The organism is Bradyrhizobium sp. USDA 3364, assembly GCF_054056355.1.
Window position 1 is genome coordinate 4,420,268 of record NZ_JBSRYG010000002.1, and the last position, 16,234, is coordinate 4,436,501.

Annotated in this window: 15 protein-coding genes and 1 pseudogene; 5 read left to right on the plus strand and 11 right to left on the minus strand. The window is 65.1% G+C overall.

Translation table 11 applies throughout. From position 1 onward, the window contains the following. The first annotated feature begins 99 nt into the window (after positions 1-99). Together trhA and ACVILL_RS20840 are read left to right on the plus strand one after the other, a co-directional pair. On the plus strand, positions 100-795 hold the full coding sequence (gene trhA / locus ACVILL_RS20835) for a PAQR family membrane homeostasis protein TrhA (RefSeq protein ID WP_456730766.1): 696 nt from the start codon (positions 100-102) through the stop codon (positions 793-795). Between the two features lie 216 nt (positions 796-1,011). Continuing rightward, positions 1,012-1,806: an SDR family oxidoreductase gene (locus ACVILL_RS20840; RefSeq protein WP_456730767.1), complete on the plus strand. Its 795-nt coding sequence runs from the start codon at positions 1,012-1,014 to the stop codon at positions 1,804-1,806. 365 nt (positions 1,807-2,171) lie between these two features. Here ACVILL_RS20840 and ACVILL_RS20845 read toward each other — a convergent pair whose 3' ends face one another. Continuing rightward, complete coding sequence (locus ACVILL_RS20845) at positions 2,172-2,792, minus strand: TetR family transcriptional regulator (protein WP_456730768.1); 621 nt, start codon at positions 2,790-2,792, stop codon at positions 2,172-2,174. An 82-nt stretch (positions 2,793-2,874) separates the two neighbouring features. On the opposite strand from ACVILL_RS20845, the gene ACVILL_RS20850 reads away from it, so the two are divergent. Next, positions 2,875-4,422, plus strand: a complete 1,548-nt coding sequence (locus ACVILL_RS20850) for a 4-hydroxyphenylacetate 3-hydroxylase family protein (RefSeq protein WP_456730769.1) — start codon at positions 2,875-2,877, stop codon at positions 4,420-4,422. Positions 4,423-4,670: 248 nt separating this feature from the next. Here the strand turns inward: ACVILL_RS20850 and mdlC are convergent. From mdlC to ACVILL_RS20870, 4 genes and pseudogenes are all read right to left on the minus strand, one after another. Then, a pseudogene (gene mdlC, locus ACVILL_RS20855) lies at positions 4,671-6,300 on the minus strand (benzoylformate decarboxylase). A gap of 449 nt (positions 6,301-6,749) precedes the next feature. Continuing rightward, a complete protein-coding gene (gene blaBJP, locus ACVILL_RS20860; RefSeq protein WP_456730770.1) occupies positions 6,750-7,637 on the minus strand; it encodes a BJP family subclass B3 metallo-beta-lactamase in 888 nt (295 codons plus the stop codon). 128 nt (positions 7,638-7,765) lie between these two features. Continuing rightward, positions 7,766-8,149 (minus strand): tautomerase family protein, encoded by a 384-nt coding sequence (locus ACVILL_RS20865; protein WP_456730771.1) that lies wholly within the window; start codon positions 8,147-8,149, stop codon positions 7,766-7,768. Positions 8,150-8,261: 112 nt separating this feature from the next. After that, positions 8,262-8,768, minus strand: coding sequence for a winged helix-turn-helix transcriptional regulator (locus ACVILL_RS20870; RefSeq protein WP_456730772.1), 507 nt, complete (start codon positions 8,766-8,768; stop codon positions 8,262-8,264). 114 nt (positions 8,769-8,882) lie between these two features. On the opposite strand from ACVILL_RS20870, the gene ACVILL_RS20875 reads away from it, so the two are divergent. Continuing rightward, the gene (locus tag ACVILL_RS20875) at positions 8,883-9,488 is read left to right on the plus strand and encodes a VOC family protein (RefSeq protein ID WP_456730773.1); all 606 of its coding nucleotides are present in this window, start codon (positions 8,883-8,885) and stop codon (positions 9,486-9,488) included. A gap of 15 nt (positions 9,489-9,503) precedes the next feature. Here the strand turns inward: ACVILL_RS20875 and ACVILL_RS20880 are convergent, their stop codons facing one another. The 6 genes from ACVILL_RS20880 to ACVILL_RS20905 all read right to left on the minus strand — a co-directional run bounded on the left by ACVILL_RS20880 (position 9,504) and on the right by ACVILL_RS20905 (position 15,124). Beyond that, the gene (locus tag ACVILL_RS20880) at positions 9,504-9,695 is read right to left on the minus strand and encodes a hypothetical protein (RefSeq protein ID WP_456730774.1); all 192 of its coding nucleotides are present in this window, start codon (positions 9,693-9,695) and stop codon (positions 9,504-9,506) included. A 123-nt stretch (positions 9,696-9,818) separates the two neighbouring features. Next, a complete protein-coding gene (locus ACVILL_RS20885; RefSeq protein WP_456730775.1) occupies positions 9,819-10,709 on the minus strand; it encodes an MBL fold metallo-hydrolase in 891 nt (296 codons plus the stop codon). A 94-nt stretch (positions 10,710-10,803) separates the two neighbouring features. Then, positions 10,804-11,856, minus strand: coding sequence for a histidinol-phosphate transaminase (gene hisC / locus ACVILL_RS20890; protein ID WP_456730776.1), 1,053 nt, complete (start codon positions 11,854-11,856; stop codon positions 10,804-10,806). A 103-nt stretch (positions 11,857-11,959) separates the two neighbouring features. Next, a complete protein-coding gene (locus tag ACVILL_RS20895; RefSeq protein WP_456730777.1) occupies positions 11,960-12,814 on the minus strand; it encodes an FAS1-like dehydratase domain-containing protein in 855 nt (284 codons plus the stop codon). A gap of 27 nt (positions 12,815-12,841) precedes the next feature. Next, positions 12,842-13,942: a CaiB/BaiF CoA transferase family protein gene (locus tag ACVILL_RS20900; protein ID WP_456730778.1), complete on the minus strand. Its 1,101-nt coding sequence runs from the start codon at positions 13,940-13,942 to the stop codon at positions 12,842-12,844. Positions 13,943-13,954: 12 nt separating this feature from the next. Next, positions 13,955-15,124 carry an acyl-CoA dehydrogenase family protein gene (locus tag ACVILL_RS20905; RefSeq protein ID WP_456730779.1) on the minus strand — a complete coding sequence of 390 codons (1,170 nt, stop codon included), beginning with the start codon at positions 15,122-15,124 and terminating at the stop codon, positions 13,955-13,957. A gap of 152 nt (positions 15,125-15,276) precedes the next feature. On the opposite strand from ACVILL_RS20905, the gene ACVILL_RS20910 reads away from it, so the two are divergent. Beyond that, positions 15,277-16,200, plus strand: coding sequence for a LysR substrate-binding domain-containing protein (locus tag ACVILL_RS20910; protein WP_076867181.1), 924 nt, complete (start codon positions 15,277-15,279; stop codon positions 16,198-16,200). Positions 16,201-16,234 lie beyond the last annotated feature (34 nt).

A 16,234-nucleotide genomic window follows, 5' to 3' on the forward strand; every position in this document is an offset into this window, starting at 1 on the left:
CACATTTCCGGCGCCTTTGCAGGCGAGGGAATGAGGGGGAATTGAACGCATCACGCCACCCGCGCTACCCATATGCAATCGGCCCACAGGAAAGCCTGCATGACGGTCTTCCGCCTGAAGCAACTTGCCTCGACCTCGATCCACGCGGCCGGAGCCGCGCTGTGGAACTACGATCGCGCCGAGCTGATCGCCGACGGCGTGGTTCACATCATCGGCGTCTGTTTCGGGCTGGTTGCCGCCACCGCGCTGATCGTGCTGACCGCGGTCTATGCCGGCCCGTTCGACATTGCCGTGGTGTCGGTCTATGTCGCGGGCCTGCTCGCGATGCTGATGCTGTCGGCGACCTATAATCTCTGGCCGGTGTCGCGCGCCAAATGGATTCTCAGGCGGTTCGATCACTCCGCGATCTATCTGTTGATCGCCGCGACCTACACGCCGTTCATCGTGGAACTGAGGGATAGCTATTTCGCAATCGCGTTGCTCGTCGGCGTGTGGTGCGTGGCGACCGTCGGGATCTGGCTGAAGCTGCGCTATCCCGGCCGCTTCGACCGGCTCTCGGTCGGGCTCTACCTCGCGATGGGCTGGAGCGGCGTCATGCTCTACGATGCCGTCGTCAAGGCGCTGCCGGCGAAGGTGCTCGGCTTCGTGCTGGCGGGCGGCATTCTCTACAGCTTCGGGGTGATCTTCCACTCCTGGCGGCGGCTGCGCTTCCAGAATGCGATCTGGCACTGCTTCGTGCTGCTCGGCGCCGCCTGCCACTACACGGCGGTGTTCGACGTCGTGCTGGCGAGCTGAAGTTTCTCGCCATCAGCGGTAGATGGGCTATCATGCTCTCGATAGGCCCATTCAACCCTTTCACGGAGCCGCGTAGCGGCGTCTCGAAGGGTCGACGGCCACCAGCCGGCCCGGTGCATCCTTCGAGACGCGCCACGTGCTCCTCAGGATGACGGGAGGCGCAGGGGTTGGGCGGGCAAATCGACCGTGAGCAAGCAAAGAATCGGGAGGATGGCCATGCAGGTGGCAGGTAAAGTGGTGGTGGTCACCGGCGGTGGCAATGGCATCGGCAAGGCGCTGTGCGAGGCGTTCCACACCGCGGGTGCATCGAAGGTCGTTGTCGTCGACCTCGATCATGGCGCGGCCGAGAAGGTCGCGGCTTCGGTCGGTGGTGCTGCCTTCAAATGCGATGTTGGACAGGAGAAGAACATCCTGCACGTGATCGAGGAGACCGAGCGCATGTTCGGCCCGATCGCGCTGTTCTGCTCCAATGCCGGCATCGGCGGCGGCTTCGACCCGCTGTCGAAGAATGCCGGCGGTACCTCGGACGAGCCGTGGTCGCGGAGCTGGGCGATCCATGTGATGGCGCATGTCTATGCCGCGCGTCACCTGGTGCCGCGCATGAAGGCGCGCGGCGGCGGATATTTCCTCAACACGATCTCGGCGGCAGGCCTCTTGTCGCAGGTCGGCAGCCCGGCCTATTCGACCACCAAGCATGCCGCGGTCGGCTTTGCGGAAAATCTCGCGATCTCGCATCGCGCCGACAACATCAAGGTCTCGATCCTCTGCCCGCAGGGCGTCGACACCAACATGCTGCGCTCGATCCCGAAGGGCCCGCAATCCGGCGACGGCGATCTCACGGCGGAGCAGGTCGCGCAGGATGCGCTGAAGGGCATCGAGCAGGAGACCTTCCTGATCCTGCCGCATCCGCAGGTGCTCGGCTACATGCGCAAGAAGACCGAGAACTATGACCGCTGGATCGGCGGCATGGCCAAGATCCAGGCCAAGATGCGCGAGAGCTACGGGAAGTGACGCGCGGCCTGCGTCTCAGCGTCATTGCGAAGTTGGTCGATCGAGTTAGGTGAGCACGCCGGTCAGGCTCCCTCCCCCCTTGCGGGGGAGGGTGGGGAGAGGGGTGGCCCCGGGCGAGATCGTCGATCGAAGCGCTTATTGCCCTCGCGCGCCGTTGAGACACAGTCGAGGGAGCACCCGTGTGGTCCCCCTCTCCCTAACCCTCCCCCGCAAGGGGGGAGGGAATCCTTCTGCCGGTGGCCTCCTCACTTGGAGCATGATCCGGAAAAGTGGAAACCGGTTTTCCGAAAAGATCATGCTCAAGCAAAGAGATGAGATCGTGATGCGTTTCCGTGGAAACGCACTACGATCTAGCTTGCGCAATCTCACTCCTTCGCGAGTTGCGCGATCCTGTCGCGCAGATAGGCGTCCATCAGATCGGGCGCCGAGGCGCCGAACATCCTGATGCGGCCGGTATGCAGCAATAGAAGCAGGCCCGTCGCGTGGGCGAAGCAGTCCACCATCACCGTGTTCGCCTTCTGCCTGGACGCGCCGAGCGCCTCGGCGGCCTCCGCGATCGGATGCAGCGCCGCCTCCAGCGCGGCGTTCAGCGCATGGTCGCGGTCGTGGCCGAGCCCGGCCGGCTTCATGCCGCCGCGGAACAAATAGAAGCCGAGATCGAGGTCGCGCGGGTTGTCGGCGTAGTAGCGGAAGAACGCCATGCCCGCGGCATGCAGTCTCTGTTTGGCGCCGCGTGTCGTCGCGATCGCCGCGCTGACGGTTTCGCCGAGCGCGGCCAGCGATTGCCGCAGCACCTCGGCATAGATCGCCTCCTTGGAATCGAAATGGAAATACAGCGCCGCCGGCGTGTAGCCGGCCCGCGTCGCGATCGCCCGCAGGCTCGCGCCCTCGAGGCCTTCTTCGGCGAACACGCTGCGCGCCGCGTCGAGGATCAGCTCCCGCTTGTGGCGGCTGACCGCTTCCTTCCTGCTCTCGCGCATCTGCATCCGGCGAATCCGTTCTTGACTCAATTCTAACAGTGTTCAATAATTTAACAAGGTTCAAATAAATGAGCAAGGGAGAAGCGCCATGCTGATGACGGCTGCGGACTACCGGGAATCCCTGCGCCGCTACAGACCACGCGTGTTCGTCAACGGCGAAGCGGTTGCGAGCGTCGCGGACGAGCCGTTGCTGGCGCCGGGCGTGGCTGGTGTCGGTGTGACCTACGACTTCGCGCACCGGCCCGAGCATGCGCCGATCATGACGGCGCGGCAGGCGACCTCCGGCAAGACCGTCAACCGCATGCTCCACATCAACGAGAGCTCGCAGGACCTGCTCTACAAGCTCGAGGCGGTGCGGTTGGTGTGCCGGACCTCGGGCTGCGCGCAGCGCTATCTCACCCATGATGCGCTCAACGGGCTCTATCAGGCGACCAGGCTGACCGACGATCGCCACGGCACCGATTACAGCCAGCGCTTCCTCAACTATCTGCATGAGGTGCAGGACCAGGACCTGACGCTCGGGGTCGCGATGACCGATGCGAAGGGCGATCGCTCCAAGCGCCCCGGCCTGCAGTCCAATCCGGACGTCTATGTCCACATCAGGGAGCGTCGCCCCGACGGCATCGTGATCCGCGGCACCAAGGCGATCGTGACCGGCGCGCCTTACATGCACGAATTCCTCGTGATGCCGTGCCGCACCCACGTGCCTGAAGACAAGGATTTTGCGGTGTGTTGCGCGGTGCCGGTCGATGCGCCCGGCGTCACCATCGTCGCGCGCCCGGCCGGCCGGCCCGGCGATGCGTCGGCAAAGTTCTCGGCTAAGTACGGCCAGTCGGTCGGCGTCGTGATCTTCGACGACGTGTTCGTGCCGCATGACCGCGTGTTCCTCGCCGGCGAGACCGAGGAGGGCGGCTTCCTCACCACGTCCTATGCCACGCACCATCGTCACTCCTGCATCGGTGCGCGCGCCGGCTTCGGCGATCTCCTGATCGGCGCCGGCGCGTTGATGATCGAGGCCAACGGGCTCGACGCCGCGAAGCACGGCCATATCCGCGAAGCCATGGTCGAGCTCATCACCATCACCGAGAGTTTCTACGCCTGCGGCGTCGCGTCGTCGGTCTACTGCACGAAGGATCCGGCCGGCTCGGTGATGCCGGATGCCGTGTTCTCGAACATCGGCAAGCTGCTGCTGGCGACCAAGATCTACGACATGCACCGTGTCGCTCATTACGTCTCCGGCGGGCTGATCGTGGCGCTGCCGGGGCCGGACGAGGACCACAATCCGGAGACGCGTGCATCGCTCGCCGCCGTGATGGGCGGACGTCCGGATATTCCGGCCGAGCAGCGCGCCGAGGTGGCGCGGCTGATCGAGGACCTCACCGTGTCGCACGAGGCCGGCTGGTACTCGGTGATCTCGCTGCATGGCGGCGGATCGCCGGAGGCGATGAAGCGCGAGATCTGGCGCAACTATCCCGTGATGGAGAAGGCCGAGCTGGTCGAGAACCTGCTCGGCCGCGGCCTCGTCGACGAGGGACAGCGGGTGTCGAAGCAGCCTGGTCGCTGCTGCGCCACCGGCTGCGAGGTGCCTGCGCCGTCAACGGCGGTGCTGGAGAGCGAGAACGCCCTCGTGAGGTGAGCACGCTGATCGGGCTCCCTCCCCCCTTGCGGGGGAGGGCTGGGGAGAGGGGTGAGCCCCGGGCGAGGTATTGATGTGAGTTTCGCGTTCGCAATCTCGATCGGGTTTCGTTGAGACTCATATTGAGTGAGCCGCATATCGAGAGAGCATGCCGTGTGGCACCCCTCTCTCTAACCCTCCCCCGCAAGGGGGGAGGGAACCCAGTCGCCGGTGCCTTCCTTACGAGTCTGTGGGAGACGCGCCTGCCCCTAGCCCTTCTGCGTGTAGAGCAGCGGCACCGCGGGAATCGACCATCACCTCGACGAGGCTGGTGCCCTTCGCCGACAGGCCGCGCTGGTAGGCGCCGGCGAGCTCGGCTGATTTCGTCACCCGCACCGCATCGCAGCCCATGCCTTCGGCGAGCTTGACGAAATCGATGCCGGGCAGGTCGAGGCCCGGCACGTTGCGCACCTGCATCACCTGGCTGAACGAGCGCATCGCGCCGTAGCCGGAATTGTTCATCACCACGACCGTCAGCGGCAGCTTGCGCTGCGCTGCGGTCCACAACGCCTGGATCGAATACATCGCCGAGCCGTCGCCGATCAGGCAGACGGTGCGCCCTGCGCTGCGGCCAAGCGCCATGCCGACCGCGGCCGGCAGGCTGTAGCCGAGGCCGCCGCTCGCCATGGTGTAGAAGCTGTCCTGGCCGCGCATCGGCATCGCCTTCTGCATCAGCGGGCGATGCGACGGAATTTCCTCGACCAGCGCGTCATGCGGTCCCATCGCGGCCGAGAGCGCGTGCAGCGCGTATTCGGCGGGGATCGGGTCGCCGGCCGCGGGCGCCGGGGGCAGGATGCGGCCCGCCGGTGCGGTGCGCCTGGTCTCGGACAGCAGCTCGAGCAGTGCCGACAGCGCCGGCTTCATGGTCGCGATGATGCTGTGGCCCGTAGGTGTCATCGCGGCGGCATCGGGATCGTCGGTGATCTGGAAGATCGTGGTCGCGCCGTCGAAGATCGCGGCGTGGCCCTCGACATGGAAGGTGAACACCGGCGCGCCGACCACGACGACAAGATCGTGATCGCGCAGCGCATCGGAGAGCTGGCCCGGTGCGGCATGCAGGAAGCCGGCAAATTGCGGATGCCGCTCCGGGAACGAGCAGCGCGCCGAGAACGGGCTGGCCCAGACCGCAGCCTTGGTCTTCTCGGCGACGTCAACCATGAGATCGACGGCCTCGGCGCGATCGACCGCCGGGCCGACGACAAGGGCAGGGCGCTTGGCCTCGCCGAGCGCGGCCGCCAGCGCCTGCATCGCCGCCGCATCGGGGCCGACCTCGCGGCTGACCTGGCGCGCGTCGAGCGGCTGCGTCGCATGCGCCCAGTCGTCGATCGGCACTGAGACGAAGGTCGGCCCGCAGGGCGGCTGCATCGCGACATAATAGGCGCGCGCGATCGCGGCCGGCACGTCCTCGGCACGTGCCGGCTCGACCGCGAATTTCACGTAGGGTCGCGGGAATTCGGAGGCGCGCTCGGCGTAGAGGAACGCCTGCAGCGGCATGATCGAGCGCGCCTGCTGGCCGGCGGTGATCACCAGCGGGGTCTGGTTGCGGTAGGCGTTGTAGATGTTGCCGAGCGCGTTGCCGACGCCGGCCGCCGAATGCAGGTTGACGAACCCGGCGTTGCGCGTTGCCAGCGCATAGCCGTCGGCCATGCCGACGACGGAGGCTTCCTGCAGGCCGAGCACGTAATCGATGTCGTCGGGCCAGTCGCTCAGGAACGGCAGCTCGGTCGAGCCGGGATTGCCGAACACACGTCTGATGCCCCACGCGCGCAGCAGGCCGAAGGTGGCATCCTTGACGGTGACGGTCTTGCCTTTGCTGGCGGCGGGTTTGCGCGTCGACATCGGGCGGCTCCCATTTCTGTTCTGTTACGTTCCGTCATTGCGCGCGGCAAAAGCGGAAAGGCAATCCACCTGTCGATGGATTGCCTGTCGATGTCAAGCGGCCGCGTTGCCTATAGTTGCCCTAGCAACGGCCGAAGGTATGCGACGGCTGTTCCACGTCGTCCCCGCGCAACGGCTTCGCCGTTGTCGCTGGAGGTGCGAGCGAAGCGAGCCTCGAAGGGTGCCGTGGCCCGAGTGGGGCCGTCGATCCTTCGAGACGCGCGCCGTGCGCGCTCCTCAGGATGACGGGGCGCGCAGCTCTATCTGCGTCATTGCGAGCGAAGCGAAGCAATCCATCGCGCGGCATACGCGGAAGCATGGATTGCTTCGTCGCTATCCCTCCTCGCAATGACGGGTGAATAGCTTCACACAAGCTCTCAGGATGACGGAATCTCCTTTCGCTGTAGTCTTTAATTGGCCTTCTGCAGCGCAGCGGTCTGCTTGGTGAGCTGCTTGTCGAAATCCTGCTCCAGCCCCGTCACATAGGTGACGTTCTCGCCCGGCTTGACGAACGGGTTCGGCGCACCGTCCTTCATCTGGGCGCGCTTGGCCTGCATGTCGTAGACCTCCGGATGCGGTCCGAGCAGCACGTCGACCTTCATCGCCTTGACCCTGGCGAAGGTCGAGCGGTAGTCGTCGACGATGCCGGGATAGGTCGGGCGGCCGACCAGCCGGTTCAGCGCCACGGTTCCGCTGCAGAAGAACAGCACGTTGCGCGCCTGGTTGCCGTCCTTCACCGTCATCTCCCAGCTCGTGCAACCGGGCGAATGCCCCGGCGTCGCATGCGCGGTCAGCGTCACGTCGCCGAGCGTGACCTTGTCGCCTTCCTTCACCGTGCGGTCGACCTTGACTGGCGTAAAGGCGAGATCGGCGTTGCTCTCGTCGCCCGGATAGTAGCCGCCCTCGAGCAGGGGCTTGTCGCGCTCACCGGCGATCAGCTGCGCGCCGGTCTCCTGCTTGATCTCGGCAAAGCCGCCGGTGTGATCGAGATGGGCGTGGGTGTTGAGGATGATCTTGATGTCGGCGACCTTGAAGCCGATCTTGGCGATGTTGTCCTTGATCATGCCGGTCGACTGCTGCATCGCCGTGTCCATCAGGATCAGCCCTTGCGACGTCTTGATGATGTAGACCGCGATCCCGTCCGTGCCCACATAGTAGATATTGCCGATCAGCTCGTACGGTTCGAACGGCGCGGTCCACTTTTTCATGACCGTTGCCATGAAATCCTTGAGCGTCTGTGCCTGCGCACCGGTTGCGATCAGAGCGAGCGCGCACAACGCGGCTGCGATCGTCCTCATGGTTGCCTCCCTGCTTGTTGTTGTTCGTGCACGGGCCGCACTATGCGTGCTGGCAACGCCGATCGCAAGCGGCTGGAGGCAAGCCGCCGGACAGGCGATCGCCCGTCCGGCGCATGCCTGTTGCGCGTTCAGCTCGCGTACTGGGCGATGCCCTTGCCGAACGACCAGTTTTCCTTGGTAACCTCGACCAGGTTGATGAAAATATCGTCCGGCCGTCCCTGCAACTGGTTCTGATAGTCGTCCACGATCCGCTTGTAGAACGCCTTCTTCATCTCGACCGTACGTCCCGCATTCATCGTGATCTGGATGAAGACGAGATCGTCGCTGTAGGTGTTGCCGAGATAGTTGTCGGCGTAGTTCAGGTCGCCGCGGTCGTGTTCGGTGATGATCTGAAACTTGTCATTCTCCGGCACGTTGATGGTGTCCCGCATCGCCTTGTAGACGATTTCGCCCAGGGTCTTGCGATATTCGGCGGACTTGCCGCGCTTCAGGTCGATACGAACGAATGGCATGGCAGGTCTCCTGCATGATGCGGGCCCGGCCGGATCGGCCCCGCGTGATCGAGACGCTGCGACGGCGTGATTGCTCTCGCGTCGTCCGCTTGCGCCGGCGGCGTCGGAAAATTCAGCGGGCCGCCTTGAAGGCCTCCCATCGCGCATCGCGCTCTTTTTGATATTTGGGCGTGCGCTCGGCGGTCATGTCCGCCCGGTGCAGCGGCTCGCCGCACGCCTGGCAGAGCGGACCGAGCCCCGCCGGCCTGCCGCAGCCGAGGTGCGTGTAGTTCATGGAAAGGCCGTCCCTGGGCGACTTGCACCAGGTCTCGCCCCAGGCGCGCAGCGCGAACATCACGGGGAAGAACGCCTCGCCTTTCTCGGTCAGATGATACTCGTGGCGCAGCGGGCGCTTGTTGTAGGCGCGCCGCCTCACCAGACCGTCCGTCTCCAGCTTCTTCAGCCGTGTCGTGACCATCTGCGGGGTCGCGCCCGTATGGGCCTGAATCTCCTCGAAGCGGTGGTTGCGCGCGAACAGTTCACGCAGCACCAGCACGGTCCAGCGATCGCCCACGACGGTCTCGGCGCGCGCCACTGGACAGATCGTTTGGTCAGCAGGGTTGCCCTTTGACTTTGCCATCACGTCTACTTCATCTGGCATTGTTGCTATGATTATCATAGTAATATGCGCTATCGTGAATGCCGGTGCAACGGGCGCCGTCGGCCCGGTCCCTCACATTTCAAGGAGCAAGCCATGAGTACCGAAAGCAAGGGGTCGAAACCGGGTGTCGACATGAAGCTCGAGGTCGTCGTGCTTCCCGTGTCGGATGTCGATCGATCCAAACGCTTCTATGAAAATCTGGGCTGGCGGCTCGACGCCGATTTCAACAGGGCCGACGGATCACGGGCGCTTCAATTGACGCCGCCGGGCTCGCCGACGTCGATCCATCTCGACAAGGGTTCCGCGTTGCCGCGCTTCCTGATCGTGAACGACATCGAGGCGGCGCGCGCCGAGTTGATCGCGCGCGGTGCCGATGTCGGCGAAGTGTTTCATCGCGGCGCCAAGGGTCGCATCGAGGGACCCGATCCGGAGCGGCCGAGCTATGGCTCGCTCGCCACCTTCAGCGATCCCGACGGCAATGTCTGGCTGCTCCAGCAGGTCACGCAGCGCTTGCCTGGGCGCGTCGACGGCAGCACCACGACGTTCGTTTCGTCATCCGATCTCGCCGCGGCACTCCGGCGCGCGGCGGCCGCGCATGGCGAGCACGAGAAGCGGACCGGCGGACACGATGCGAACTGGCCGGACTGGTATGCCGACTACATGGTCCGCGAGCAGGCCGGCAAGCCGTTGCCGGAGTGAGCGCAATCGGCGATGTCATGCCCGGTTCAGGCTGGCGCCGCGCTCGGACAAAATCTTCTCGGCCTTCGGCGTCAGCTCGTAGAGGTCGCCGTCCTTGGCGACGTATCCCTCCTTGATCAACCGGTCGACTTCGCCCTGCACGTCGTCGGCAAAGGCAATGGATTGGGCGATGTCGCAGAGAACCGCGACCTGTTCGTCTCTAAGCATGGCGTCCTCCGTCAGGGCGGGGAACGCGCAAGCCGGCATTCGGTTCCAGCGGGCCGGATAACAGGATTGAACTTCGAGCTGACTGGCCGTCGGCCGCAACGCACGGCCCGTGCCACCGGAGCTTCACCGAGTTACGGTGTCGAACACCGGCGCGTAGCCACCGCCGTCCCGGCGGATGTGGGCGCAGCGCGCGCCGCGGAAGTGGGCGGGTATGACGAGCCGGCCGCTGTCCGCTGCTTCCGCCAGGATCTTCGCGCGCGTCTCGCGCGCGAGCTGCTGGTCGGTGCATGATGAGGTGGACAGATCGGGCTGGAAGATCTGCACCGGATTGTGCACGGCATCGCCGCAAAAAATCGCGCGGTGCTGTGGGTAATCGACGCGCAACCCCATCTGGCCATTGGTGTGGCCCGGCAACGGGATGAGCCGCAGGCCCGGTCCCATCTCATGGCCGTCGTCGACCAGATCGACGCGGCCGGCCTCGACGATTGGAATGACGCTCTGCTCCAGCGCGCGGGCTTGGATCGGTGGGGCGCGGCCGGCATCATGCTGTGCCATCCAGTCGGCAAGCTCGCGGCGGCCGAACAGATAGCGCGCGTTGGGAAAGGTCGGCGCCCAGCGGCCATTGTCCTGGCGCGTATTCCAGCCGACGTGATCGACATGCAGGTGGGTGCAGAACACCAGATCGATATCGCCTGGATCGACGCCGCTCGCGCGCAACCGATCGAGGAAACCGCTGCCGCGTCGCCGATGCCAGGCCGGAATCTCGGGGATGTCCTTGTGCTCGCCGATGCAGGCGTCGACCAACAGCGTTCGCCCGCCCGTTCGGATCACAAAGCTCTGGATCGCGTGCTTTGCGATATCGCGAGCGAAATCGATGAACACCGGCTCCAGCGTTTCGCGATGCGCTTCGATCAAGCTGCGATCGTATCCCGGCAGGAATTCGGACAGCGGGAGCCCAAAATCGTCATCGTCGACGATGACGTCGACGGTCGCATCGCCGATCGCAAATCGCATGACAGCTCCTTCCCGGAGAACCGTGCATCTTGCCGCGTGGTCACTATGCAGGTTGGCGCCATCGATCGCAAGTTGCGTCGTTGGTGGGCGGCTATCAGACCATGTCACGCAGCAGGCCGAGCAGGCGGCCGCATTCATCGTCGGTGCCGACCGTGATGCGCAGGAAGTCCTCGATCCGCGGCTTCTGGAAATGCCGGACCAAAACGCCGCGCTGCCGCAGCTTCGCGGCGAGATCGGCGCCGCGATGACCGCCATGGCCGGCGAACACGAAATTCGCAAGCGACGGCAGCACCTCGAAGCCCAGCCCGGTGAGGCCGCGCGTCAGCGCCTCGCGGCTCCCGATGATGCGTTGCCGGGTCTCCTGAAACCACGCGTCGTCCTCGATCGCGGCGACCGCGCCCGCGATCGCGAGGCAGTCCAGCGGATAGGAATTGAAGCTGTCCTTCACCCGCTCCAGCGCCTCGATCAGCGGGCGCTGGCCGATGGCGAAGCCGACGCGCAGTCCCGCCAGCGCACGCGATTTGGAGAGCGTCTGGATCACCAGCAGATTGTCATGGCGCGCGACCAGCGGCACGGCGCTCTCGGCGCCGAAGTCGACATAGGCCTCGTCGACCACCACCAGCCGGTCGGGATGCTCAATGAGCAGCGCCTCGATCGCAGCGCGCGGCAGCGCGATGCCGGTCGGTGCGTTGGGATTGCACAGCAGGATGGCGCTACCTGGCCGCCGGTAGTCGGCAAGATTGATCCGCATCGCGGCATCGAGCGGCACGACCTCGTAGCTGACGCCATAAAGGCGGCAATAGACCGGGTAGAAGCTGTAGGTGATATCAGGGAAGAGCAGCGGCGCGTCGTGCTTTAGCAGCGCCGGGAAGCTATGGGCCAGGATCTCGTCCGAGCCGTTGCCGACGAACACTTCGCCTGACGTCACGCCGTAGCGCGTCGCGATCGCCTCGCGCAGAACGGTCGCGCTCGGATCGGGATAGAGCCGCAGGCGATCCGTTGTTGCGGCAATCGCTGCCATGGCGCGTGGCGACGGCGGGTAGGGGTTCTCGTTGGTATTGAGCTTGACGAGGCCGTCGATCTTCGGCTGTTCGCCGGGTACGTATGGCGACAGATTGTGGACCACCGAACTCCAGAAGCGACTCATGATCTGCGATCCAGGGATGAATGCGATCAGAATACGGAATACGAGGCGCCGATGAAAGCGCCTCGTGATTTCCTCGCATTCTGATCGGCGTCGTTCGCGTGACCTACCAGGTCGCCGTGCCCTTCATGGTCGGCTGGCCCTCGGCATTGGCGGTCCACAGCTCCATGCCGCCGTCTTTGTCGCTGGCATTGATCGAGAATTCACTGCCCTCGAACAGCGGCTGCACGCCGCGATACGAAAGCTTCTTCGGCGGCTTGCCGCCGCGCAGCCTGGCAGCCATCTCGACGATGAAGGAGGCCTGCAGCGGACCGTGGAAGATCAGGCCCGGATAGCCTTCGACCTTGGTGACGTAGTCGCGATCGTAATGGATGCGGTGGCCGTTGAAGGTCAGTGCCGAGTAACGAAACAGCAGCACCGGGTCGGAGACGTGGCTTTCGCGGTGTTGTGCGACCGGGGGAGGCGGCGGTGCCTTGGCAGGCGCCGCGCCCTGCGTGCCGGTCATCTCGCGATAGACGATGTCCTGCCGCTCGCGGACCGCCAGTCCGCGCGACGTCGTCACCTCGTGATTGACCGAGACGAAGCAAAGGGTGCCGGTCGAGCCTGATTTCACCGTGACGTCGGCGATCTTCGAGGTGCGCTTGGCGTCGTCGCCGATCCGCAAGCTATCGAAGAATTCGAGCTCGCCGCCGGCCCACATCCGGCGCGGCAGCGGCACCGGCGGCAGGAAGCCGCCGCGGGTCGGATGACCGTCCTGGCTCAGTTGCGACATCGGAAACACCGGCTGCGCCAGGCACCAATGCGTGGTCCACGGCGCGGCATCGCCCGTCTTCGGCTCGCCGATCTCTTGGAACAGCGTCGCGCGCAGCCCCATGACGAGATATTTGGTGACGACGTCGGAGGCCTCCGTGCTGCGGCCGATCCACTGGCGGAGATGATCGAGGTCGAGTTGTTCGGTCATGATTGTGTTGCCCGGGCGGGAGAAATTTCAGGAACGTTTGGTGCGCTCGCCGATGGCGGGCACCTTGCCGTAGTGCCTGTCTTCGCCGACCACGATCGCGGCAGGTGCCGGATAGCTGACCTTGCCGTTTGGTGTGTCGACCTCGATGCGGCGCAGATGCGGATGCTTCGCAAGATCGTCCATGCTGTTGACCTCGGCAAAGGCGATATCGGCTTCCGCAAGCTTCGCCAGCAATTCCTCGCGCGTCAGTCTGCCAAAGCTGTCGCTGACGATCTGGTCGGTAGCCGTGCGGTTGCGCACGCGCTCGACCATGTTGGCGAAGCGCGGATCGTCGGGGAGAGTGGGCTGGCCCAGTACCTTGGCGCACAGCGTCTTCCACTCGCGCTCGCTCTGAATCGAGATCAGGATCTCCTTGCCGTCCTTCGAGCGGAACACGCCGTAGGGCGCAATCGAGGGATGGGCGAGCCCGATGCGTTTGGGCGACTTGCCGTCCTCGGCATTGAGCAGCGGCACGGTGAGCCAGTCGGCCATCACGTCGAACATCGAGATCCGGATGTCGGCTCCCTCTCCGGTGCGGCCGCGGCCGATCAGCGCCTCGAGGATCGCAGCATGCGCGGTGGCGCCGGTCGCGACATCGACGATCGACATGCCGACGCGCGAGGCGCCTTCGGGGCCGCCGGTGATCGAGGCGAGACCGCTCTCGGCCTGGATCAAGAGGTCATAGGCCTTGCGATCGGCATACGGCCCGGTGTCGCCATAGCCTGATATCGTGCACATGATCAGCTTCGGATAATCCTTGCGCAGCCGCTCGCGCGAGAAACCGAGCTTGTCCATCGAGCCGGGCTTGAGGTTCTGCAGCAGCACGTCGGCGCCCGCGATCAGTTGTTCCAGCTCTGCGCGGCCTTCCTTGGTGGCGAGATCGACCACCGCGGAATCCTTGCCGCGGTTGAGCCAGACGAAATAGCTGCTCTGGCCCTTCGCCGCGGCGTCGTAGCCGCGGGCGAAATCGCCCTCGGGCCGCTCGATCTTGATGACATGGGCGCCGGCATCGGCGAGGCGTGACGAGCAGAACGGCGCGGCAACGGCCTGTTCGACGGCAATGACGGTCAATCCCTCAAGCGGCAGCATGATCTTTAGAGCTCAGTAGGAGCGGGGCATGCCGAGCACGTGCTCGGCGACGAAGGAGAGGATCAGGTTGGTCGAGATCGGCGCCACCTGGTAGAGCCGGGTCTCGCGGAACTTGCGCTCGACGTCGTATTCCTCGGCGAAGCCGAAGCCGCCATGGGTCTGCACGCAGGCATTGGCCGCTTCCCAGGAGGCATCCGCCGCCAGCATCTTGGCCATGTTGGCTTCCGCGCCGCAGTCGAGCCCGGCCTCGTATTTGCGGGTGGCTTCCTTCACCATCAGCTCGGCCGCGCGCATCGACGCATAGGCTTTCGCAATCGGGAACTGGATGCCTTGATTCTGGCCGATCGGCCGGCCGAACACACTGCGCTCCTTGGCGTAGTTGGTGGCCTTCTGGATGAACCACTTGGCATCGCCGACGCATTCGGCCGCGATCAGGATGCGTTCGGCGTTCATGCCGGACAGGATGTAGCGGAAGCCCTTGCCTTCCTCGCCGATCAGATTCTCCGCCGGCACTTTCATGTCGGTGAAGAACACTTCGGTGGTGGCGTGGTTCATCATGGTGCGGATCGGGCGGATCTCCAGCCCCTTGCCCTTCACCTCGCGCATGTCGACGATGAACACCGAAAGCCCGTCGGTGCGCTTCTTCGACTGCTCCTTCGGCGTGGTGCGCGCGAGCAGGATCATCAGGTCGGAATATTCGGCGCGGCTGGTCCAGATCTTCTGGCCGTTGACGACGTAATGGTCGCCCTCGCGGCGCGCGAAGGTCTTCAGCGACGAGGTGTCGGTGCCGCTGGTCGGCTCGGTGACGCCGAACGCCTGCAGCCGCAACTCGCCGGTCGCGACCTTCGGCAGATACTTCGCCTTCTGCGCGTCATTGCCATGCCGCAGCACGGTGCCCATCGTGTACATCTGGGCGTGGCAGCCGCCGCCATTGCAGCCGGCGCGCTGGATCTCTTCCAGGATCGCCGCGGCCGCCGACAGCTTCAGGCCGGCACCGCCATATTCCTCGGGGATCAGCACCGAGAGGTAGCCGGCCTCCGTCAGCGCGTCGACGAATTCCTTCGGATAGGCCATCTGGCGATCGAGCTTGCGCCAGTATTCGCCGGGAAACTGCGCGCAGAGTTTTGCCACCGCGTCGCGGATGTCGGAATGGTCGTCGATTTGAGTCTCGTGTGCGGTCATTGTTTCGTCTTGCCGAGAGGTTGCGCCAGAGCGTTTTCGAGCGAACTGGAAGCCGGTTCGCGTGAAGAAAACGCCCGCTGTTGTGGGGCCCCGGTAAACTCCCTATGCTGTTTTGTTATAGCGTATGAACCTGCCTTCCAGGATTGGCAAGTATGGATTTCCGCCAGCTTAGGACCTTTGCGTGTGTCGCGGAACTCGGGAGCCTGAGCAAGGCATCCGATACCTTGCGGGTTGCGCAGCCGGCGCTGAGCCGGCAGATCAAGCTGCTGGAGCACGAGCTGCGCACCGAATTGTTCACGCGCAACGGCCGCGGCATGGTGCTGACCGACGCGGGGCGGCTGCTGCTGGCGCGCACCAGCGGTATCGTGCGGCAGATCGACCAGATCCGCGACGACATCCAGTCCGCCGGCGGCGCGCCGTCCGGGCGCGTCGTGCTCGGGCTGGTGCCGACAGTGAGCTGCGTGATCTCGGCGCGGCTGGCGCGGCGCACGGTGGAACGCTATCCCGGCATCTCGCTCTGCATTGTCGAAAGCTACAGCGGCCATCTGATCGAGTGGCTGCATCGCGGCGAGATGGATCTTGCAGTGATTTACGGCCCGTCGGTCGATCTGCATCTGGCGGTGCAGAGCCTCGGCCGCGACTCGATCGTTGCGGTCGGTCCGCGCGGCAGCGGGCTGAGCGAGAGGAAGCAGGTCGAGATCGGCTGGCTGCTGCGCCAGCGGCTGGTGCTGCCAAGTCATTCGCACGGGCTCCGCGCCATGATCGAGAACGCGGCGGCGAAGAAGAAGGTCACGCTCGACGTCAAGCTCGAGGCGGATTCGTTTCGGGTGCTGACCAGCCTGGTCGAGGAAGGGCTCGGATACACCATGCTGCCGCCCTCCTCGGTGCGCGGCGAGGTCGCCGAAGGCCGGCTCGAGACCGCGCCGATCGCGCGTCCCGCGCCGCGGCGCGAGCTGACACTGGCGTCGCCGGTCGAGCATCCCGGCTCGAACGCGATCACGCTGATCGCAAGATTGCTGCGCGACGAGGTCGCCGCGTGCCGCGCCGAGGGGCTCTGGGATATCCAGCTCGCCTGAGCGCGGCGGCACTCATTTCCGTCATTGCGAGGAG

What these genes read in the sequence shown, in the direction of transcription:
- trhA (WP_456730766.1), top strand. Translation starts at nt 100, where the DNA reads ATGACGGTCTTCCGCCTGAAGCAACTTGCCTCGACCTCGATCCACGCG.
- ACVILL_RS20850 (WP_456730769.1), top strand. Translation starts at nt 2,875, where the DNA reads ATGCTGATGACGGCTGCGGACTACCGGGAATCCCTGCGCCGCTACAGA.
- ACVILL_RS20895 (WP_456730777.1), bottom strand. Translation starts at nt 12,814, where the DNA reads ATGACCGAACAACTCGACCTCGATCATCTCCGCCAGTGGATCGGCCGC.
- ACVILL_RS20845 (WP_456730768.1), bottom strand. Translation starts at nt 2,792, where the DNA reads ATGCAGATGCGCGAGAGCAGGAAGGAAGCGGTCAGCCGCCACAAGCGG.
- blaBJP (WP_456730770.1), bottom strand. Translation starts at nt 7,637, where the DNA reads ATGAGGACGATCGCAGCCGCGTTGTGCGCGCTCGCTCTGATCGCAACC.
- ACVILL_RS20885 (WP_456730775.1), bottom strand. Translation starts at nt 10,709, where the DNA reads ATGCGATTTGCGATCGGCGATGCGACCGTCGACGTCATCGTCGACGAT.
- ACVILL_RS20880 (WP_456730774.1), bottom strand. Translation starts at nt 9,695, where the DNA reads ATGCTTAGAGACGAACAGGTCGCGGTTCTCTGCGACATCGCCCAATCC.
- ACVILL_RS20870 (WP_456730772.1), bottom strand. Translation starts at nt 8,768, where the DNA reads ATGGCAAAGTCAAAGGGCAACCCTGCTGACCAAACGATCTGTCCAGTG.
- hisC (WP_456730776.1), bottom strand. Translation starts at nt 11,856, where the DNA reads ATGAGTCGCTTCTGGAGTTCGGTGGTCCACAATCTGTCGCCATACGTA.
- ACVILL_RS20865 (WP_456730771.1), bottom strand. Translation starts at nt 8,149, where the DNA reads ATGCCATTCGTTCGTATCGACCTGAAGCGCGGCAAGTCCGCCGAATAT.
- ACVILL_RS20900 (WP_456730778.1), bottom strand. Translation starts at nt 13,942, where the DNA reads ATGCTGCCGCTTGAGGGATTGACCGTCATTGCCGTCGAACAGGCCGTT.
- ACVILL_RS20875 (WP_456730773.1), top strand. Translation starts at nt 8,883, where the DNA reads ATGAGTACCGAAAGCAAGGGGTCGAAACCGGGTGTCGACATGAAGCTC.
- ACVILL_RS20905 (WP_456730779.1), bottom strand. Translation starts at nt 15,124, where the DNA reads ATGACCGCACACGAGACTCAAATCGACGACCATTCCGACATCCGCGAC.
- ACVILL_RS20840 (WP_456730767.1), top strand. Translation starts at nt 1,012, where the DNA reads ATGCAGGTGGCAGGTAAAGTGGTGGTGGTCACCGGCGGTGGCAATGGC.
- ACVILL_RS20910 (WP_076867181.1), top strand. Translation starts at nt 15,277, where the DNA reads ATGGATTTCCGCCAGCTTAGGACCTTTGCGTGTGTCGCGGAACTCGGG.